Origin of the sequence: Paraburkholderia sp. GAS334 (genome assembly GCF_050436625.1) — a bacterium.
Lineage (GTDB): Bacteria > Pseudomonadota > Gammaproteobacteria > Burkholderiales > Burkholderiaceae > Paraburkholderia.
On sequence record NZ_JBNDMO010000001.1, the window covers coordinates 150,454 to 167,734 of the forward strand.

15 protein-coding genes are annotated in these 17,281 nt (G+C 62.8%); 8 read left to right on the top strand and 7 right to left on the bottom strand.

Features of this window, described 5'->3' with window-relative positions; all coding sequences use genetic code 11:
- Nucleotides 1–204 precede the first annotated feature (204 nt).
- Nucleotides 205–717, top strand: coding sequence for a hypothetical protein (locus tag P3T21_RS00615; RefSeq protein ID WP_429253993.1), 513 nt, complete (start codon nucleotides 205–207; stop codon nucleotides 715–717).
- A 10-nt stretch (nucleotides 718–727) separates the two neighbouring features.
- Here P3T21_RS00615 and P3T21_RS00620 read toward each other — a convergent pair whose 3' ends face one another.
- Complete coding sequence (locus tag P3T21_RS00620; protein ID WP_429253994.1) at nucleotides 728–1,018, bottom strand: hypothetical protein; 291 nt, start codon at nucleotides 1,016–1,018, stop codon at nucleotides 728–730.
- A gap of 102 nt (nucleotides 1,019–1,120) precedes the next feature.
- On the opposite strand from P3T21_RS00620, the gene P3T21_RS00625 reads away from it, so the two are divergent.
- The gene (locus P3T21_RS00625; protein WP_429253995.1) at nucleotides 1,121–1,822 is read left to right on the top strand and encodes a diguanylate cyclase domain-containing protein; all 702 of its coding nucleotides are present in this window, start codon (nucleotides 1,121–1,123) and stop codon (nucleotides 1,820–1,822) included.
- Between the two features lie 249 nt (nucleotides 1,823–2,071).
- Nucleotides 2,072–2,665 (top strand): hypothetical protein, encoded by a 594-nt coding sequence (locus tag P3T21_RS00630; RefSeq protein WP_429253996.1) that lies wholly within the window; start codon nucleotides 2,072–2,074, stop codon nucleotides 2,663–2,665.
- Nucleotides 2,666–2,788: 123 nt separating this feature from the next.
- Here the strand turns inward: P3T21_RS00630 and P3T21_RS00635 are convergent, their stop codons facing one another.
- Complete coding sequence (locus P3T21_RS00635) at nucleotides 2,789–3,055, bottom strand: helix-turn-helix domain-containing protein (RefSeq protein ID WP_429253997.1); 267 nt, start codon at nucleotides 3,053–3,055, stop codon at nucleotides 2,789–2,791.
- A gap of 34 nt (nucleotides 3,056–3,089) precedes the next feature.
- Nucleotides 3,090–4,502 carry a PLP-dependent aminotransferase family protein gene (locus P3T21_RS00640; protein WP_429253998.1) on the bottom strand — a complete coding sequence of 471 codons (1,413 nt, stop codon included), beginning with the start codon at nucleotides 4,500–4,502 and terminating at the stop codon, nucleotides 3,090–3,092.
- Between the two features lie 164 nt (nucleotides 4,503–4,666).
- Here P3T21_RS00640 and P3T21_RS00645 point away from each other — a divergent pair, with 164 nt between their 5' ends.
- Nucleotides 4,667–7,021 carry an FdhF/YdeP family oxidoreductase gene (locus tag P3T21_RS00645; protein ID WP_429253999.1) on the top strand — a complete coding sequence of 785 codons (2,355 nt, stop codon included), beginning with the start codon at nucleotides 4,667–4,669 and terminating at the stop codon, nucleotides 7,019–7,021.
- On the opposite strand, the gene P3T21_RS00650 is transcribed toward P3T21_RS00645, so the two are convergent.
- Both P3T21_RS00650 and P3T21_RS00655 read right to left on the bottom strand, forming a co-directional pair.
- Nucleotides 6,966–7,940 (bottom strand): VTT domain-containing protein, encoded by a 975-nt coding sequence (locus P3T21_RS00650; RefSeq protein WP_429254000.1) that lies wholly within the window; start codon nucleotides 7,938–7,940, stop codon nucleotides 6,966–6,968. The genes P3T21_RS00645 and P3T21_RS00650 overlap by 56 nt on opposite strands.
- A gap of 103 nt (nucleotides 7,941–8,043) precedes the next feature.
- Nucleotides 8,044–10,059 (bottom strand): VTT domain-containing protein, encoded by a 2,016-nt coding sequence (locus tag P3T21_RS00655; RefSeq protein ID WP_429254001.1) that lies wholly within the window; start codon nucleotides 10,057–10,059, stop codon nucleotides 8,044–8,046.
- Between the two features lie 227 nt (nucleotides 10,060–10,286).
- Here P3T21_RS00655 and P3T21_RS00660 point away from each other — a divergent pair, with 227 nt between their 5' ends.
- Nucleotides 10,287–10,751 carry a cupin domain-containing protein gene (locus P3T21_RS00660; protein ID WP_429254002.1) on the top strand — a complete coding sequence of 155 codons (465 nt, stop codon included), beginning with the start codon at nucleotides 10,287–10,289 and terminating at the stop codon, nucleotides 10,749–10,751.
- A gap of 36 nt (nucleotides 10,752–10,787) precedes the next feature.
- On the top strand, nucleotides 10,788–11,405 hold the full coding sequence (locus P3T21_RS00665; protein ID WP_429254003.1) for a histidine phosphatase family protein: 618 nt from the start codon (nucleotides 10,788–10,790) through the stop codon (nucleotides 11,403–11,405).
- 45 nt (nucleotides 11,406–11,450) lie between these two features.
- Here P3T21_RS00665 and P3T21_RS00670 read toward each other — a convergent pair whose 3' ends face one another.
- On the bottom strand, nucleotides 11,451–12,542 hold the full coding sequence (locus P3T21_RS00670) for a TIGR03118 family protein (protein WP_429254004.1): 1,092 nt from the start codon (nucleotides 12,540–12,542) through the stop codon (nucleotides 11,451–11,453).
- Nucleotides 12,543–12,999: 457 nt separating this feature from the next.
- Between P3T21_RS00670 and P3T21_RS00675 the strand changes: the two genes are divergently transcribed.
- Nucleotides 13,000–15,348: a molybdopterin cofactor-binding domain-containing protein gene (locus P3T21_RS00675; protein ID WP_429254005.1), complete on the top strand. Its 2,349-nt coding sequence runs from the start codon at nucleotides 13,000–13,002 to the stop codon at nucleotides 15,346–15,348.
- Nucleotides 15,330–15,815: a (2Fe-2S)-binding protein gene (locus tag P3T21_RS00680; protein ID WP_429254006.1), complete on the top strand. Its 486-nt coding sequence runs from the start codon at nucleotides 15,330–15,332 to the stop codon at nucleotides 15,813–15,815. Before P3T21_RS00675 ends, P3T21_RS00680 begins: the two co-directional genes overlap by 19 nt.
- 16 nt (nucleotides 15,816–15,831) lie before the next feature.
- Here the strand turns inward: P3T21_RS00680 and P3T21_RS00685 are convergent, their stop codons facing one another.
- Nucleotides 15,832–17,172: a metallophosphoesterase family protein gene (locus P3T21_RS00685; RefSeq protein WP_429254007.1), complete on the bottom strand. Its 1,341-nt coding sequence runs from the start codon at nucleotides 17,170–17,172 to the stop codon at nucleotides 15,832–15,834.
- Nucleotides 17,173–17,281: the final 109 nt, after the last annotated feature.

Consider the following 17,281-nt stretch of genomic DNA (forward strand, 5'->3'; position numbering starts at 1 on the left):
CAGGCGTCGCTTTGCGCGGATCGCCTGCCAGTGCGCGGGCTGCATTCTTGCAACACTTCGCGCCAGACGTTGCGCGATGGTGTAAAAAGTTCTCTGAATGCCGGAAGAAAGTAGTTGGAGGGGGTTGTGATGATCGAAGATACGCGGTTGCGAAAGGGAGCCGTAAACGTTCCCGACAGTAGCTTCAATTCTGACGAGGAGTCGATGCCGGCCACAACGGGTGCGCGCTTCGGACGTCTTGCGCTTTGCGCTGCGTCGGCGAGCGCTTTGGCCCTTGGCGTGGTGGGTACGATCGCGTATGTCGTCTGGTTCAACCACGACCAGCGCATTTATGCCGAAGCAGTCATGAACGCGCGACAGGCGCTCCGGTTCACGGGCTTGAAACCGCCGGCACAACAAATCGCTTCGTCCGGTCAGATAGTGCTATCTCCGTCGCCTGCTGCCAGCGCAGTGCCCGTCGCGAGTGTGAGTCTCGCCGCATCCGCCTCTTCCGACGCGCCGGATCAGCTGGTAGCGAATTCCACGGGCGCTGCGGCGCCGCGTCCGGCTGCGCGCCCTGCGCCTGCGCCCGCGCTCGCGCATCGTTCCGGCAACAAGCAGGCGGCAAGCAACAGGCCCCCCAACAGCCTGCTCACCCGCATGGGTTCGTTCTTTCATCGCGCGAGCTATCGGCAGCATGGCACCGGAAACCAGCGGGACCTCTACTCCCATCCGTAAGGAGCATCGCTCACAGCGCGCCGGCTTCGTGCGCGCTTTCGCGATGCCGTTCCGGCCAGGTCCGGCAACGGTGGCCGGAGTATCGATGCTTTGTCTTCTGATCGGCCTTCTGTATCTCGCGCTGGAAATCAGGACGATCTTTTCTGACCAGATGAAGCAGGAATATGCGGGACTCGTTCTCGAGGCGGCCGAACGAGCGGAAGGTGCCCGCAACCAGGTCGGCATCTGGCAGCAACTGTCCGATGGTGATGTTGCCAAACCGGAAGGCTATCGACAGGCACGTGCCGATCTCGCCGCACACCTTGCGTCACTCGCCGCGCTGGTGAATGCCAGCCCGTTTGACGCGCCACGAATCCCGGGCTGGGTAGTGTTGCCGGATGCGAGTCTCCAGAATACGGACGCGTTGCTCAACCAGGCGTTGACGTATTGGACTGCGCAGCGCGATCGCGACAGCGCTGACGTGCGCACCCGCATTTTCCGCGTGGCGGCCGTGCTGATCGCTTTGGCGGCGCTCGTGTCCGGCATATTGATCACCGCGTTAGCGATGTACACAAAGCGCACGCTGCATCTGGCTGGCCAGTCGCAGAAATTCGAACACGCCGCAACGCATGACGCGATGACCGGGCTGCCAAACAGGCGGAAACTGATTGATACGCTTGAGGAAGCCGTCGCCTGGTCGGCTGCTGATCCGGTGCGCCGCGAGATTGCTGTTCTTTATGTCGATCTGGACGGGTTCAAACGAGTCAATGACTCGCTCGGCCATCACGCCGGTGATGAATTCCTGGTTGCTGTTTCCAGGCGCTTTCGTCAATCGGTTCGTCGGGCTGACGTCGTCGCCCGGATCGGCGGCGACGAATTTGCCGTGCTGGTCCGCGAGTTTTCAACCCACGCCGAACTGGGCGAGATCGCGCGGCGTCTCATCGCCTGCGTGACTGAGGTAGATGCGCAGATGGGGAACGGACTTGTCCGTGCCAGCATCGGCATCGCCAGCTTTCCGGATCCCGTCGACGACTACCATCGTCTCCTCGCGGCAGCCGACGAAACGATGTACCAGGTCAAGCGGAACGGCAAGAACGGTTATGCGTTCACGGTGCGGGGCAATTGAACGGGACGGGTTTAGCGCCTGCACGAACTCAGGCGGGACGATCGATCCTCCGACGCCGGTTGGAAACATCGCGGCGACCATTCAGGCCGAATCGGAACTCGCAGCGCTAAGCGAAGGAGTTTTGTAAGTAAATTCCTTGGAGAATATCTAAAGAATTTCGCCGCAACGCCGACAATCTCATATGACGGAGAGGCGAACGGCAAACTCGTCGCTCAAAAAAAACTAACTTGAAAGAGAGAGCGAGGCCAGATGAACAAGATTGCAATGATTTTCCTTGGTGCGGCACTCGTGGGTGCGCTGAGTGGCTGTGCAGGTTCAAACTTCGTGCGTCCCGATGACGCCGTTCTGCAGAATGACAAAACCACAATTTCTGCAGTGCGGGAAACATACGGCAAGCCGTTTCGCGAGAGCAATGTCACGAAGAACGATCAGGACGTAACGCTTTTGTCCTATGCGTATGCGTCGACAGGCGGCACACCACTGGAAACCGGCGTGATACCTGCTCGATCGTTAGAGCTGGCCTTCTGGAAAGACAAGTTGGTGTCTAACGTCTTTAACTCTTCGTTTAAGGACGACGCCAGCACCTTCGATGCATCAAAGCGCACGCAAATTATCAAAGGCAAGACGACCCGTGAAGAAGTTGTCGGGCTACTTGGTCGACCAGCAGGCTACGCCGTTTACCCTGCGATCAAGGATAAAAATGGAAACGCGTTAGTGTATTCGTATCACACGACTAGCGGTTCAGCGTTTAATTTGAAGTTCTCGAGGCGTGATCTGATCGTGACGCTTGATCCGAAAGGAATTGTTAGCGATGTGAGTTACGAGTCGTCAGGTATGCAGTAGCAGGCCGGGCGAGCGTCGGAAATTGCCCGGACAGTATCTGGTCGGCGTGGAGAGGAGCCTTGTGGGCTTCTACCTGTCCGGTGAAGTGCATTCCCCGACGCCTGGCAAACCCATTGCCCTGTTTCACCCACCCACATCACCAAAAACACCCACACACAGCAACCGGCCCGCCTCACTCAAACGCGCGGTGCCGGTCCCAGCCTCATCGAAAGTCGTTTCAACAAACCCGCCATCGACAAGCGCCGTCAACTGACGACGCAAACCGCTCATCGGCAGGCCGGCCTGCTTGGAAAGCTTAGCTAGCGACCACTCGCGCTCCGGCGTCTCCTGCGCCGCGCGCCACAGTTGCGCAAGTACCGCGACCAGCGCCGGATCGATTTCATCATTCATCTGCGTCTCCGTTTTCGTTTTCTTAAAAACAACCTCAAGCCATCTGCGCAACAAGCTCACCCAGCGTCTTAAGGGCAGTTTCCGTCTCAGACGTCCACGCATAGCTGTAGTTCAGGCGGATGAAATGATGAAACTCATTGCGCGTCGAAAACATATAGCCCGGCCCGATCGTAATGCCACGCGCGAGCGCGTCCTGATAAAGCCGCATCGAATCGACGCGTTCCGGCAACTCAACCCACAACACATAACCACCCTGCGGTGCTGACGTACGCGTACCCGCTGGAAAGAACCGCTGCACCATCGCCGTCATTAGACGCGCGTGCTGCCGATAAACCCTGCGCACATGCCGCAGATGACGATCGTAGCCATCCTGCCGCAGATAATCCGCGACGGCGACCTGCGGCACGGAAGGCGTGGTGAGCGTATTCAGGAACTTGAGTTTCTCGACCTGCGCGCGATAACGTCCCGGCATTGCCCATCCGATACGATACGAAGCAGTCAGGCTTTTAGAGAACGACGCGCAATGCAGCACGAGCCCTTTAGTGTCGAAGTTCTTGAGCGTCGAAGGCCGTGCATCGCCGTAATAAAGCTCGTGATACACGTCGTTTTCAATAGCCGGAATATCGTGTGCCGCCAGCAGTTCAACCAGCTGCTTCTTCCGCGCATCCGGCATCTGGAACCCTAGCGGATTCTGAAAATTCGGCATGACCATACAGGCCGCGATCCTCTCTCTTGCGATGATCCGCGCGAGCACCTCAAGGTCGATGCCATTCACAGGATCAGTCGGCACTTCGATCGCGCGCATGCCGAGGCGTTCGATCGCGTGAAGCATCGCGTAGTAGGTCGGCGATTCGACGGCCACGGTATCGCCAGGTTTCGCGACCGCCTGCAGGCTGAGGTTGATGGCCTCCGTAGCGCCCACCGTGATGATGATTTCCTGCGGATCGACCGGCACGCCGTTTTCCGCGTAACGCCGCGCGATCTGGCGGATCAGTTCGGGATTGCCGGGCGGCAGGTCGTCCATCAGGTTCCAGCTCGCGTGACGCCGCGCAATCGCGTTCGCGTACTGGTTGATGCGGCGCCAGGGAAACAGCGAAGGATCGGGATACGGCGAGCCGAGCGGCATCGCGTCGTTCGCACGAATGCTGCGAAGCGTCGACAGCACGAGCCGGCTCACATCGACTTCGGACGCCACCGCCGGCGCTTGCGGCGACGTTGGGCGCGTGGCCTGTGCCCGGGCGAACTCGCGCACGAAATAGCCGGATTGTGGCCGTGTCTCGACCACGCCGCGCCCTTCAAGTAGTGCGTACGCATGCAGCACGGTCTTGATGCTCACGCCGTGCTGCTGGCTCGCCTGCCGCACCGATGGAATGCGCTCTCCCACAGCGAACACGCCATTCCGCACGGCGGCTTCGATTTCGTCGGCGAGTTTTTCGTAGAGCTTCACGGCGTCGAAGGCCCCGGCAATGGAATCCCGCCAGTCTATCGCGGTCCAGCCAGACTGTACTCCTCGAATTTCACGATTTCTGTGCGCCGCATTCATTTTGGAACACAGTAGGCTTCATCCATCGGCACATCCGCCTGCTTATCCGTCTGCCCGGCGACACGATCATGAAGAAACCCGAAGCGCGTATCGAACCGTACGCGCACCCCGCAGCAGGATGGGGCGCGCTCAAATATGTCGCGCTCAACCTCCTCAAGGAGAAGGTCGCGGGCGGCAACTACCGCACGCTGCTCGCACAGAACCAGCCGGACGGTTTCGATTGCCCCGGTTGCGCATGGCCGGATCGCGAACACGCATCGACCTTCGAATTCTGCGAAAACGGCGTCAAGGCCGTCGCCGCCGAAGCAACCAGCAAGCGCGCCACGCCCGCACTCTTCGAGCAGTTCACAGTAGCGGACCTGATGACACAGTCCGACTTCGAACTGGAGCAGCACGGCCGCCTGACCGATCCGCTCGTCTACGACGCCCAGCGCGACCGCTACGTCCCGATCTCGTGGGACGCCGCCTTCGACCTGATTGCCCGTCACCTGAATCAACTCGACGACCCCGACCGCGCCGCGTTCTACACCTCCGGCCGCGCGAGCAACGAGGCCGCGTTCCTGTACCAGTTGTTCGTGCGCATGTACGGCACGAACAACTTCCCCGACTGCTCGAACATGTGCCACGAAGCGACGAGCCGCGGCTTGCCGCACACTGTCGGCGTCGGCAAGGGGACAGTGACGCTCGATGACTTCGAGCACGCCGACACGCTCCTGCTCTTCGGCCAGAATCCCGCGACGAACCATCCGCGCATGCTGGGCGAACTGCGCGAGTGTGCGAAGCGCGGCGCGACCATCGTGTCGATCAATCCGCTGAAGGAGCGTGGGCTCGAGCGTTTCGCGAGCCCACAGCATCCGGTCGAAATGATCACGATGGGCAGCACGAAAATCAGCTCGGTCTTTATCCGCCCGAAAGTCGGCGGCGATTTCGCGCTGATCAAGGGCGTGGCGAAGCGCGTGATCGAACTCGATGACGAAGCGGTGACGTCAAATCTGGAACGTGTGCTGGACGTCGATTTCATCGCAGGGCACACCGTCGGTTTCGACGCATTCGCCGACGATCTGCGTGCCGAAAGCTGGGATGCGATCGTCGCGGAATCGGGCGTGCCATTCGAAGACGTGCTCAAGCTTGCCGACATCTACGTCAAAGGTCGCGCTGTCATTTCAACGTGGGGCATGGGCCTCACGCAGCACAAAAACTCGGTGCCGACGGTGCAACTGCTGTCGAACCTGATGATGATGCGCGGGAACATCGGCCGGCGCGGCGCGGGCCTGTGCCCGGTGCGCGGACACTCGAACGTGCAGGGCGACCGCACAGTCGGCATCGAAGAAAGGCCGACGCAGCAGTTCCTCGACCGCCTCGGCGAAGTCTACGATTTCGAGCCGCCGCGCGAACATGGCCTCGACGTCGTGAACACGATTCAGGCGATGCTCGATGGCAAGGTGAAAGTATTCATCGGGCTTGGCGGCAATTTCTCGATCGCGACGCCTGACACGCCGCGCACGTGGGACGCGATGCGCGCGTGCGATCTGACCGTGCACATCACGACGAAGCTGAACCGCAGCCATCTCGTGCATGGCCGCGACGCGCTGATCCTGCCGACGCTCGGTCGCACCGAAATCGATCTGCAGAAAGGCGTAGCGCAGGGCGTAAGCGTCGAGGACTCGATGAGCATGGTCCACATCTCATACGGCATGAACAAGCCGGCCTCGGAGCATCTGCTGTCGGAAATCGCGATCGTTGCGCGCATGGCGCATGCAACGCTCGGCAGCGCGAAAGTCGACTGGCTCGCGCACGCCGACGATTACGCGCTGATCCGCGACGGCATCGCGAAAGTGATCGACGGTTTTGCGGATTACAACGAGCGGCTCAAACAGCCGGGCGGTTTTCATCTGGGCGTCGCGTCGCGCGATCGCATCTGGCACACGCCGAGCCGCAAGGCGCAGTTCATCGTGCACGCGATCTCCGTCGATACGCCGATCCACCGCGCGCGTGCGCTTCACGGCGAACGCCTGATGACGCTCATGACGACGCGTTCACACGACCAGTACAACACGACGATCTACGGCCTCGACGACCGCTATCGCGGCGTATACGGCCAGCGGCGCGTGCTCTTCGCCAATAAGGACGATGTCGCGATGCTGGGCTTTAAGGCCGGCGAGCGCGTCGACATCACCAGCGTATGGGACGACGGCATCGAGCGGCGCGCGGACAGTTTTCTGCTCGTCGAATATGACATTCCGCGCGGTTGTCTCGGCGCGTATTACCCGGAGACGAATCCGCTCGTGCCGTTGTCGTCCGTAGCCGATGGCGCGGGCACGCCGACTTCGAAGTCGATTCCAGTTCTGCTCACGGCCAGCGCGACAACTATGTTCCCACCAGCGCCGCAGGAAACATCTCGACGCGAGGCGGCATCGGTTTGACCGGGTAGCCGAGGCGCCGCCACGCGTCGAGACCGCCCGTCAGCGACAGCGTGTGGGAAAAGCCATCCTTGTGCAACTGCTCGCACATTTTCCGCGAGCTCGAATTGTTCTCGCAAAAGCAGTACACGACGATGCTGCGACCCATCACCTTCGATCGCAGTGGTGCGGCTGAATTCAGGTCGAGCAGCAATGCGCCGGGAATGAGCCATGGATCCTGATCGCGAACCGCTTCAGGCCTCGCATCGACCACGATGGGCGGAGACTGCGAATGCATCATCGCGTCGAGCTGTTCCGGCGAGACCTTCATGTGCGCAATGCGCCTGCGAAAGTTCAGGCGTTGCCAGTATCGATACGCCAGATAGAGCACGGCGGCCGCGGCGATGACGTCGAAGATCGTCGCGCCGTGCGATCTGACGATCGCCATGAACTTTGACACATGCTGCTCGAAGGCCGCGCCGCCCAGCAGCCAGAATGCGGCCCACGCGAGCGTGCCGGCCGTGTCCCACGCGAAATACGCTGTCGCGGCAACACTGGTCGCGCCCATCAGCGGCGGCGTAGCGAGCGCAAGACCCGGCACGAACTTGCAGACACCGACGATCGGCAAGCCGAACCGCTCGAAGAGGCTGCGCGCGTGCCGCACGCCGGTTGCGACCGTCAGCGACAGGCGCGCGAGTGTGTCAATGAGCCGGCGACCGAAGCGCCGTCCGGCTGCGAACCAGATGCAGTCGCCGAGCAGCGCGGCGGCCACGGCCGCGAACAGGATGTGCGTGAACGACAGCGTCCCGTTGCCGATCGCGGAGCCGGCGAAGACAAGCACGGGAATCGCGGGCAGCGGCGCGCCGAGGCGGGTCAGCAACACGTTGCCGAACACCACCACCGCGCCCCACGTCGCGATCGCCGCTGCGGGAAACTCGATCACCTGCTGGCTCCTGTCACGTCCGGATACCGCCTGCCACTTACCCTGCCGCATCCTGCTTATTGTGCCGCGTCGTCCGATGGCGCGCTTGTCGCCGCCCAGACCGTCATCCTGCCCTTGAAGCGATCAGCGTCACCGGCACGCCCAGACAACCGGTGCTTCTCGCGATCTGCAGATCGCGCCAGGCCGACGCACTGCTCTGGTCGAGGATCATCGGCTGGATGCGAAGGTCCGGCCGCAGTACGTTGAACGGCCATGTCGGGCGCCGCAATCGTTCGTGGACGACCGAGCCGAGCCAGATCGGCGTCGGCGCGCCTCCGCGTTGATGCTCGACCGCGTAATCTGTCGTCCAGAAACGCAGGACGTCGCGCTGGTCGGCGGCCGCATCGGCGCGGATGAAGACGAGTGTCGACGGTTCGCCGTTGTTCAGCTTGGGCAACGCGGGCAGGTCCACCGCTGTCACATCGGGCGACACAAGCGAGAGCACGCTGCGCGCGGAAAGCGGTGTGCCTTCCACCCAGCCGCGGCTCAGCAGCTGCGTGCGCACCTGGTCGGCGGTGGCGGTCCACTGCACGGTGATCGGCTCGCGGCGGTCGCCTTCCATGCTGGAGCGATAACAGGAAAATGTGCGCCAAACCCGGTCGGTCCACTGGGCCGGTGTAATGACAATCGGTGCAGGCGGCTTCGCGGCGTTCATCCACGCGCTCCGCTGGACGGCATCCAGTTGGGCCCCGACGGCGAGGCCGATCAAGAGGAGAACCACGAGCGGCATGAGCGGCCGCGGCGGCGGGTTTGAAGGATGTCGCCACACGGCGGTCAACGCGACGAGAAACACCCAGATGGCCGCGAGCGCGGCGCCGCCGAGCGCGGCCGAAAACGAAAAAAGCCCTGAGTACAGGCCCGAAAGCGCGACCGCAACGAGGATCGCGGTGGTGGTTGTCGCAACCAGAATCTGCGACAGCAGGCCGACGCGGCGCGCGAGCAGAAACGCGAGAAATCCGTAGATGACCACCGCACCCGCGACATGATTGCTCGGAAACGCGCGCACGCTGGAGGTCACGGATGCCGTCGACAAACCCGAGGCAGCAATCTGGATCGCGAGGATAAGCACCTGGGAAAATACAACGGCGATAAGCCAGTACAGGACGGTGCGCCAGCGGCGCTCGACCGCCATCCATATGACGGCGAAAAGCGCCAGGATTGAAAGCGTGAGCGTACTGCCGAACGTCGAGAGCGCAAAAATCGCCTTGTCGTACAGCGAAGCGTGAAAGGATCGCAGGAACCGGTACACCGACATATCCACCTGAACCAGCGGATTGCCGCTCGCGACATCGTTGAGCGTGGAGATGAACACGGCACCCGAAACCAGCAGCAGCAACGAGATGCCGACGATCAGTCCGGTGGCCGGATTGTCCGGATCCAGCGTGCGCAGGACGATGCGGCCGATTGCGTGCGGGTTGTGTTTCGCCCAGTACAGCAGGCGTTGGCGCGAGACATCGGTCCAGTTTCGCGCGTGCGACACGATCACGCCGATCAGCTTGACCGTCATCCAGCCGATTGCCACGAAGATCGCGACAACGATCACGAGCCGGAACGACACGGCGCCGGCCAGCTCCATCGATGCGCCGAACACCACGCCCGGCAGAATATGCGCGGGCGCCCAGAGCAGCGCCGACAGGACGTTGACCGCGAAAAAGCGCAGGCGCGACATGCCCATCATGCCCGCGACGACCGGCACGATCGCGCGTACCGGTGCGATGAAGCGCGCGAAGATCACGCTCTTGGCGCCATGTTTCTCGAAGTATGTCTTGCCCGCCTCAAGGAGCCCGGGGTGCGAACGGAACGGCCACAGACGCATGATCGTCGTCTTGTGACGGGCGCCGAACCAGTAGCTGGCGGCATCGCCCGCAATGGCACCGCCGATCGCGCACGCCATCACCCAGCCCAGATTGAGCGAACCGGTGCCGACCAGCGCGCCCGCAATGAACATCGCAGTGCTGCCCGGCACGAAGGTGCCGATAATGGCGATCGCTTCGAAGAACGCGGCAAGCACGACGACCGCAAGCGCCCACGACGGATTCGCAGTCAGAAAATGCAGCAACTGGAAGTAGGCGTGCTCCATCAGCGGGTGTGTGTCCTTCGGGGCGGGCGGGTTTTAAACATCGGAAACATAGCACGCGATCACTTTATTCCGCTCGCCACGAGCCAGCGTCTGAAGCGGCTGCGCCATCGGGCCGCTGTCCGCAGCAGCTTCGTCACTACTGAGGTTTGTCCCGATTGGGGCGCAAGGCGATAGTGGGACAATTGGACCCCGATAAACACCACGGCTCAGTGGGAAAGGGGACAAACATGCATCGTTCGATCTATCTCGCGGCCATTCCGGCTGCTTTTGTCGCCGGTCTCCTCGCGTCTCATCTGGGCACGCCGGCCCATGCGCAAACGCCCGAGACGAAGCTCGCGCCGCAGATCATCGATGTCGGCGCGATGAGCGATGCAGACGTAGGCCCGGTAGTTCCGAATCTCGGCACCTTGCGCTCAAAAGGTCTGGTTACGACGCCGTCCGGGACCGTGGCTGTCCAGACCGGCAATGTTCCGAAACACACACATACGGGCTCCGACGAAATCCAGTACGTGATTTCGGGCAGCGGGACGTTCTGGCTGGGTAACGAACAGCGGCGGATTCATCCCGGCGACCTCATCATCATCCCCAAAGGCACGGTACACGCCGGTGCCGAGGCGACGACCGGCGAGTTCAAGGTGCTCGCGATCAAACTGCCGCCACAGGCGCCGGGCGACCTGCACCTGGTGCAGTGAGGCGGTGCCGCCACGTCCATCCATTCGAGTCTTCCCATGAATACAGCAAGCGCTACCGCACATCGATACGAAGGCCACGTCGAACTGTGGCTGATCCGACATGGCGAAACGGAGTGGAGCCTGTCCGGCCAGCACACAGGCCGCACCGACATTCCGCTGACCGAACGCGGACACAAACAGGCGCAGCTGCTCGCACCGCTCCTCGCCACGCAGCACTTCGACAGGGTGCTGACGAGCCCGATGTCGCGCGCAATCCAGACGTGTCGCGAGACGGGGCTGGGCGAGCGCGCAGAAGTCGAACGCGATCTGCACGAATGGGACTACGGCATCTACGAGGGACGCACGACATCCGCGATCCGTGAAACCGTGCCCGGCTGGTCCGTGTGGGATTCGCTGATTCCTGAAGGCGAAAGCCTCGAACAGATCCAGACGCGCGCGCGCTCGCTGATCGAGCGCCTGCTCGCATCGCAGGGACGCATCGCACTCTTTTCGCACGCGCATTTTCTGCGTGTGCTGGGCGGCTGCTGGATGGGCGATTCGGCGGCGCTCGGTGCGCATCTGATCCTCGATACCGCTTCGATCAGCATCCTCGGCTTCGATCGTGACAACCGGGCGCTGCGTCAGTGGAACGTGCGCTGTTCCGAAGCTGAATGACGCGTCCTGCGGCAACGTCATCCAGCGAAGCCTCTGCATTGAAGGCTATTGCGAAACGTCGATACGTCCGTACACCCCGGTGGTCGGCGTAGGCCCTGCCGCGAAGAAGAGCGTGTTGACCGGCTGGTTGTCGACACCGTTGCCGAACGCGATACCCCATATGCCGGGCTGTTTGATGCTCGAACCGTTGGCCTGCGTGAGCGGCCCGAGTGACGCGCCGGAATTTGGGTCGAACGCGTTGATCGTACCGTCGCCGAAGTTGCCGACCAGCAGGTCGTTGCTGAACTTCCCGAAGTTCGCGGGCGCCATCGCCACGCCCCATGGCGAGTTGAGCACGCCGCCCGCCGAGATGCGTTTCACGAAGCGGCCGGCGCTGTCGAACGCGTCCACCACGCCGTTGCCTGCGCCGTTGGTCTGGGTGCGGCCGTCGGGTCCGCGAACCGCGTACGTCACGTAGATCACGCTGCCGATCGCCTGGATGCCGAACGGCGCCATGCCGGCGGGCAGATTCGGATCGGTGAAGTTGCCCAGCAACTGGACCTTGTTGAAAGCCGCATCGAAGATGTCGACCTTTCCGTTGTGAAAGTCGGCTGCGTACAGCATGTTATTGCCGGTGTTCTGCGCAAGCGCGAGGCCCTTGTACACGGCGCCGCCTGCGCCGTCGTCGTGCGCTGTGACGGCCTGTGTCGGCAGCACCTTCGGCGACCAGCCGGCGATCGTGCCGGCGTCGGTGGCCCACAGGAATATGGCGTTCGCTGTCAGGCCGTTCGCCGTCACCTTGAAGTCCGTGCTGCTGTTGAATACGATGCCCGTTGGGCCCGCAGCCTGGCCGCTTGCGGCTGGCGGGATCGTCACCACCAGCGCCTGTGGCACGCCGTTGCCGTCATACAGCGTCGACTTATGCGTGTTGTTATCCGAGACCCAGACGAAGCCGGTCGGATTGAACACGATGCCCCAGCCGTTCTTCAGATTGGGATCGGTGTTTGGCGCCGTGACGCTGCCATCCGAAACGAGCACTGCCGCCTTGAACTGTCCGGGTGTGGGCATGCCGGAATTCGAACTGCCGCCGCCGCCGCACGCGACGACGCCCAACACGGTTGCGCCGGCCAGCGCGAGTGCAATTGCAAGTTTTCGCATATGAGTCTCCTGATTCGATGGACGAACTGATCCGCGCGGCCGGAACGGATTATCGGCAGCGAACGGCAGCAGTGAATGACGTCTGGAACAGACGCGATGCGCCGCCGAAGTCACGGACAACGTGCGGATACGCGCTCGTCACGCGTGCCTGTCATGCTTACCCGCGCTGTTCGCGCTTGCGGTGTTGCGTCTTCGAGTACAGAACGAGCCGGCTTTTGTGTTTATTCCGCGCGAGACGATGTACCAGCGTGCCGGGTTGGACGCTGCGTTGCAGCAGAAACGCAGCGCTGCCGCGACCACCGTGCCGCGCTTCCCTGGAACCGCACGAGCAGGTACGGGACTAAGATGAAGCATTTCAGTCCCGTACCTGCTTGCGCGTTTTATAAGTGTTCAGAACAAACGGCGCCCCGCGCATGTCGGGGCGATCCTTCATCGTGAACTCGACTCGGGTCATCGGATGATGAAGCGCAGAACTTTCCTGCTCGGTGGCGTCGGTGCGGGTGTGTTGCTCGTCGGCTGGACCGCGATGCCGCCGGGGCAGCGTCTGACGACATCGAAGCCATTGCCCGTCGAAGGCACGCAGGTCGCGCTGAACGGCTGGGTCAAGATCGCGGCGGACAGCACCGTCACGATCATGATGTGCAAGTCGGAGATGGGACAGGGCGTGCACACCGGCCTCGCGATGATGCTCGCCGACGAACTCGACGCCGACTGGTCGCAGGTGAAAGTCGAGAACGCGCCCATCGACAGAATCTACAACGACCAGCAGAGCATCGTCGACGACCTCTGGTTCCGGCCCGACGACGAAAGCGAAATCAAGCGCCTCGCGATCTGGATGGTGCGCAAGTTCACGCGCGAGTTCGGCGTGAATACGACAGGCGGTTCGGCGAGCCTCAACGATCTGTGGACGCCCATGCGCGAAGCCGGCGCGTCCGCGCGTGCGATGCTGGTCGGCGCGGCGGCCGCGAAGTGGGACGTGCGTACGGCGGACTGCACTGTCGAAGGCGGCAGGATCATGCATCCGTCAGGCCGTACGGCGAGCTTCGGCGAAATGACGGCGCTCGCGGCGCAGCAACCGTTGCCGCGCCGGGTGGATCTGAAAAAGCCGGCGCAGTTCAGGATTATCGGCAAGCCGCTGCGGCGTATCGAGGCCGCCTCGAAGACCGACGGCAGCGCGCGCTTCGGCATCGATGTGCTGCCTGAAGGCCTGCTGTACGCAAGCGTGAACATGTGCCCCACGTTAGGCGGCAGGGTTGCGCATTTCGACGCGTCGCATCTTCCCGCGAAGCTGGGCGTCATCAAGGCATTCGCGGTTGCGCCGTATAACGGCGGCACCGGCGGCGTAGCGGTGATCGCGCGCGACATGTACGGTGCGCTCACCGCCGCCGCAGATCTCAAGCCGACATGGCACGAGGGCCCTGCCGCGAAACTGTCCAGTGCGGATATCGACGCCCGGCTCTCAAAGACGCTCGACAGCGAAAGCGGCCACGCGTTCTACACGCTCGGCAATGTCGATGCCGCGCTGGCGACGGCTCACCAGAAGATCGCCCGTGAATATCGCGCGCCCTACCTCGCGCACGCGCCGGTCGAGCCGGTCAACTGCACGGTGCAGTTCAAGGACGGCGCGGCGACCGTATGGGTTGCCACACAGATGCCGACGCTCGCGCGCAGGCATGTCGCGAAGGTGCTCGACATCGACGAGGACAAGGTCGATCTGCGGGTGCAGCTGCTCGGCGGCGCGTTCGGCAGGCGGCTCGAAATGGATTACGTCGCGCAGGCCGCGGCCATCGCGAAAGAAGCCGGGGGGCGGCCGGTGCAGACACTCTGGTCGCGCCAGCAGGACACACAGCATGACTTCTACCGGCCGGCGTGCCTGTCGCGCTTTGAAGCCGGTCTCGACGCCGACGGCAAGCTGGTGGCGTGGCGCAATACATCGGCGGGGCAGGCGGTCGTTCCGCAGGCGCTGAAGCGGACGTTCGGCATGCCGGACCTGCATCTGCCTTTCGACAAGACGACCTCCGAGGGTGCCTTCGACCAGCCGTACGAATGGCCGAACGTGCGCGTCGCGCATGCGTTTGTCGAGCTGCCGGTTCCGGTGGGATTCTGGCGTTCGGTCGGGCATTCGCATCAGGCGTTCTTCACTGAGTGTTTCATGGACGAGGTCGCCGCGCTCGCGGGCAAGGACCCGGTCGAGTTTCGCGCCAGCCTTCTTGCGCAGCATCCAAAGCATCTGGCCGTGCTGCAGAGCGCAGCGGCACATGCGCACTGGGGCAAGCCGGTCGCGCCCGCACCGGACGGCGCCCGGTGTGCGCGTGGCATCGCATTGCATCAGGCGTTTGGCAGCATCGTCGCGCAGGTCGCCGAGGTCTCGCTCGCGCCGGACAGGAGTGTGCGCGTGCATCGGGTTGTCTGCGTGATCGATTGCGGCACGCCAGTGAATCCGAACCTGATTGCGCAGCAGATGGAAGGCGGCATCATCTTCGGGCTGTCGAGTGCATTGCAGAACGAGATCACGATCTGCGAAGGACAGGTGATGCAGAGCAACTTCCTCGACTTCCCGGTTGTGCGGATGTCGAATTGCCCGGCGATCGAGGTCTACATCATGCCAAGCGAAGAACACCCGCAGGGCGTTGGCGAGCCGGGAACGCCGCCCATCGCGCCCGCAGTCGCGAACGCGCTCTTCGCGCTGACTGGCGAGCGCCACTATTCACTGCCTCTCGATCCCGACACCGTACGGCTGCGAACCCCATGTCCGCTGGATCCCGCTAACACTGCATCGAAGAAAACATGTCCTCCCTCAACGTGAACAGCAAGACGGTGACCGTCGAATCCGATCCCGACACGCCGCTTCTCTGGGTGTTGCGGTGCGAGCTGCACCTGACCGGCACGAAGTTCGGCTGCGGCCTCGGCGTCTGCGGTGGCTGCACGGTCCATCTGAATGGCGAAGCGAGCCTCGCCTGTCAGAAGAAACTCAAGGAGTTGAACGGCCAGAAGATCACGACGATCGAAGGCGTGCAGGGCGCCGAAGCGAAGGCGCTCAGGGCAGCGTGGCTCGATATCGACGTCGCGCAATGCGGGTACTGTCAGAGCGCGCAGTTCATGGCGGCCTGCGCGCTGCTCAAGCACATGAAAGGTCCGAAGTACGCGAAGGAACTGGACACGGACATCGATGCGGCCCTGTGCGGCATCGTCTGCCGCTGCGGCACGTATCCGCGTATCCGCAAGGCCATCCAGCAGGCCGCGGCCACGCTGCACCTCGTCAAACGGCCGTAGCGGGCGTTTGCGTCGGCTACAGGTCCTCGGTGAACATCGGCGTGGTGCCGTTATTGTCTTCGTAGTATTCGGCTGTCGCTGCGCTGCCGGCTCCCAGCCGGACGACCGTGAATCCATGCATGTAGGTGCGGCCTTCGACGCCCAGCTGCACATCCGCCACCTTCGGCGGATTGACGATGCCCGGCATCGGCGCGAACGGCGGTGTGTCTGCGTCCGCGAAAACCGGCACCGCGCCGTTGCCGATGCAGCGGCCGCGCTGAAGCCCCTGGCAAGGGTCGTAGACGGAAAGATTGTGCTCGTGGCCCCAGAACCACGCGGCGATCGGCTGCTTCGCGGCTTTCGCGAAGCGCTGGTAGCTCGCGACAAGCTTCGGGTTCCAGGCCGTGAACGTGCCGTCGGTGCCGCGCGGGCCGATTTGCGAAAACGCGGAAAAGAGCTGATGGTGCGACATCAGGATCGTCTTGCCATTGAATTCGCTCAGCCTGTCGATGATCCAGGCTTCCTCGTCCGGTTCGATGAACGTCAGCACTTCCTCGCCGATAATCGGGACGCTGTCGTGCAGGCCGGTGTCCATCGCAATGAACTGCCAGTCGTCGTTACGCAGACAGAAGAAGCTGGCCGGCTGCACCCATGGATGACCGTTCAGCGAGGCGATCAGACCGTAGTAGCCGGCGCCGCCCGAATACATGTCGTGATTGCCGGAGAGCGTGTACACCGGCACGTCCTTCTCGTCGCGCTGCAGTACCGTATCCACGATCCGTTTGAAGTTGACGTCGCACTCCTCCGCGGTGCCGGAGTAGTAGATGTCGCCGAGATGAATCACGACATCCGGATCCTGCAATGCCACCTGCTTCAGCAGATTGACGGCGATGTCGGTACCGGTACCCCAGTCAGCGATCAGCGCGACCTTTGCGCCCGCCATGAGCGGCACAGTGACCGGCCCGACCGTCGCCGGACGGATGTATGGAATCGTCGCGCGCCCGCCATCGGGCCCGAAGTACTGCACGTAGTTTTCAACGGCGCCGGCCCAGGCGGGATCGCAGACGTTGTAGCGCATGACATCCTCGATGCTCTGTGCGGTGGTCGTATCGCCGCGCGCACGCGCTTCCATGAGGGCGAAACCCAGCTTGGCGCACTGCCACACGTCCTGCGCGATGCCGTCCGGCGGTGCATCGGGTAGCGTGGCAGCGCCTTTTGCCTTGAGCGCGGCGACCTGCTCCGCCGCGTGCACGAGGCCGTTCTCGAGTCCAGGGCGCGATGCGAGGCCAGTCAGATCGCTGGCCGCGCGCACAACGTGGTCGACGACGGATTGATAGAGCGAGACAAATGGATCGCGGAAGCTCTGCGGCATGGTCATGGTGGTCTCCTTGCGGCTCGCGCGCACGCGGGGTGGCGCGCGGCGATCCCTGATCGGGGCGTAAGACGGTCTCTGCGACGCAGGCAGGCGAACGCGCGGTCGCCTGATT

What these genes read in the sequence shown, in the direction of transcription:
- P3T21_RS00645 (WP_429253999.1), top strand. Translation starts at nt 4,667, where the DNA reads ATGAAGAAACCCGAAGCGCGTATCGAACCGTACGCGCACCCCGCAGCA.
- P3T21_RS00685 (WP_429254007.1), bottom strand. Translation starts at nt 17,172, where the DNA reads ATGACCATGCCGCAGAGCTTCCGCGATCCATTTGTCTCGCTCTATCAA.
- P3T21_RS00675 (WP_429254005.1), top strand. Translation starts at nt 13,000, where the DNA reads ATGATGAAGCGCAGAACTTTCCTGCTCGGTGGCGTCGGTGCGGGTGTG.
- P3T21_RS00670 (WP_429254004.1), bottom strand. Translation starts at nt 12,542, where the DNA reads ATGCGAAAACTTGCAATTGCACTCGCGCTGGCCGGCGCAACCGTGTTG.
- P3T21_RS00655 (WP_429254001.1), bottom strand. Translation starts at nt 10,059, where the DNA reads ATGGAGCACGCCTACTTCCAGTTGCTGCATTTTCTGACTGCGAATCCG.
- P3T21_RS00615 (WP_429253993.1), top strand. Translation starts at nt 205, where the DNA reads ATGCCGGCCACAACGGGTGCGCGCTTCGGACGTCTTGCGCTTTGCGCT.
- P3T21_RS00630 (WP_429253996.1), top strand. Translation starts at nt 2,072, where the DNA reads ATGAACAAGATTGCAATGATTTTCCTTGGTGCGGCACTCGTGGGTGCG.
- P3T21_RS00680 (WP_429254006.1), top strand. Translation starts at nt 15,330, where the DNA reads ATGTCCTCCCTCAACGTGAACAGCAAGACGGTGACCGTCGAATCCGAT.
- P3T21_RS00635 (WP_429253997.1), bottom strand. Translation starts at nt 3,055, where the DNA reads ATGAATGATGAAATCGATCCGGCGCTGGTCGCGGTACTTGCGCAACTG.
- P3T21_RS00660 (WP_429254002.1), top strand. Translation starts at nt 10,287, where the DNA reads ATGCATCGTTCGATCTATCTCGCGGCCATTCCGGCTGCTTTTGTCGCC.
- P3T21_RS00665 (WP_429254003.1), top strand. Translation starts at nt 10,788, where the DNA reads ATGAATACAGCAAGCGCTACCGCACATCGATACGAAGGCCACGTCGAA.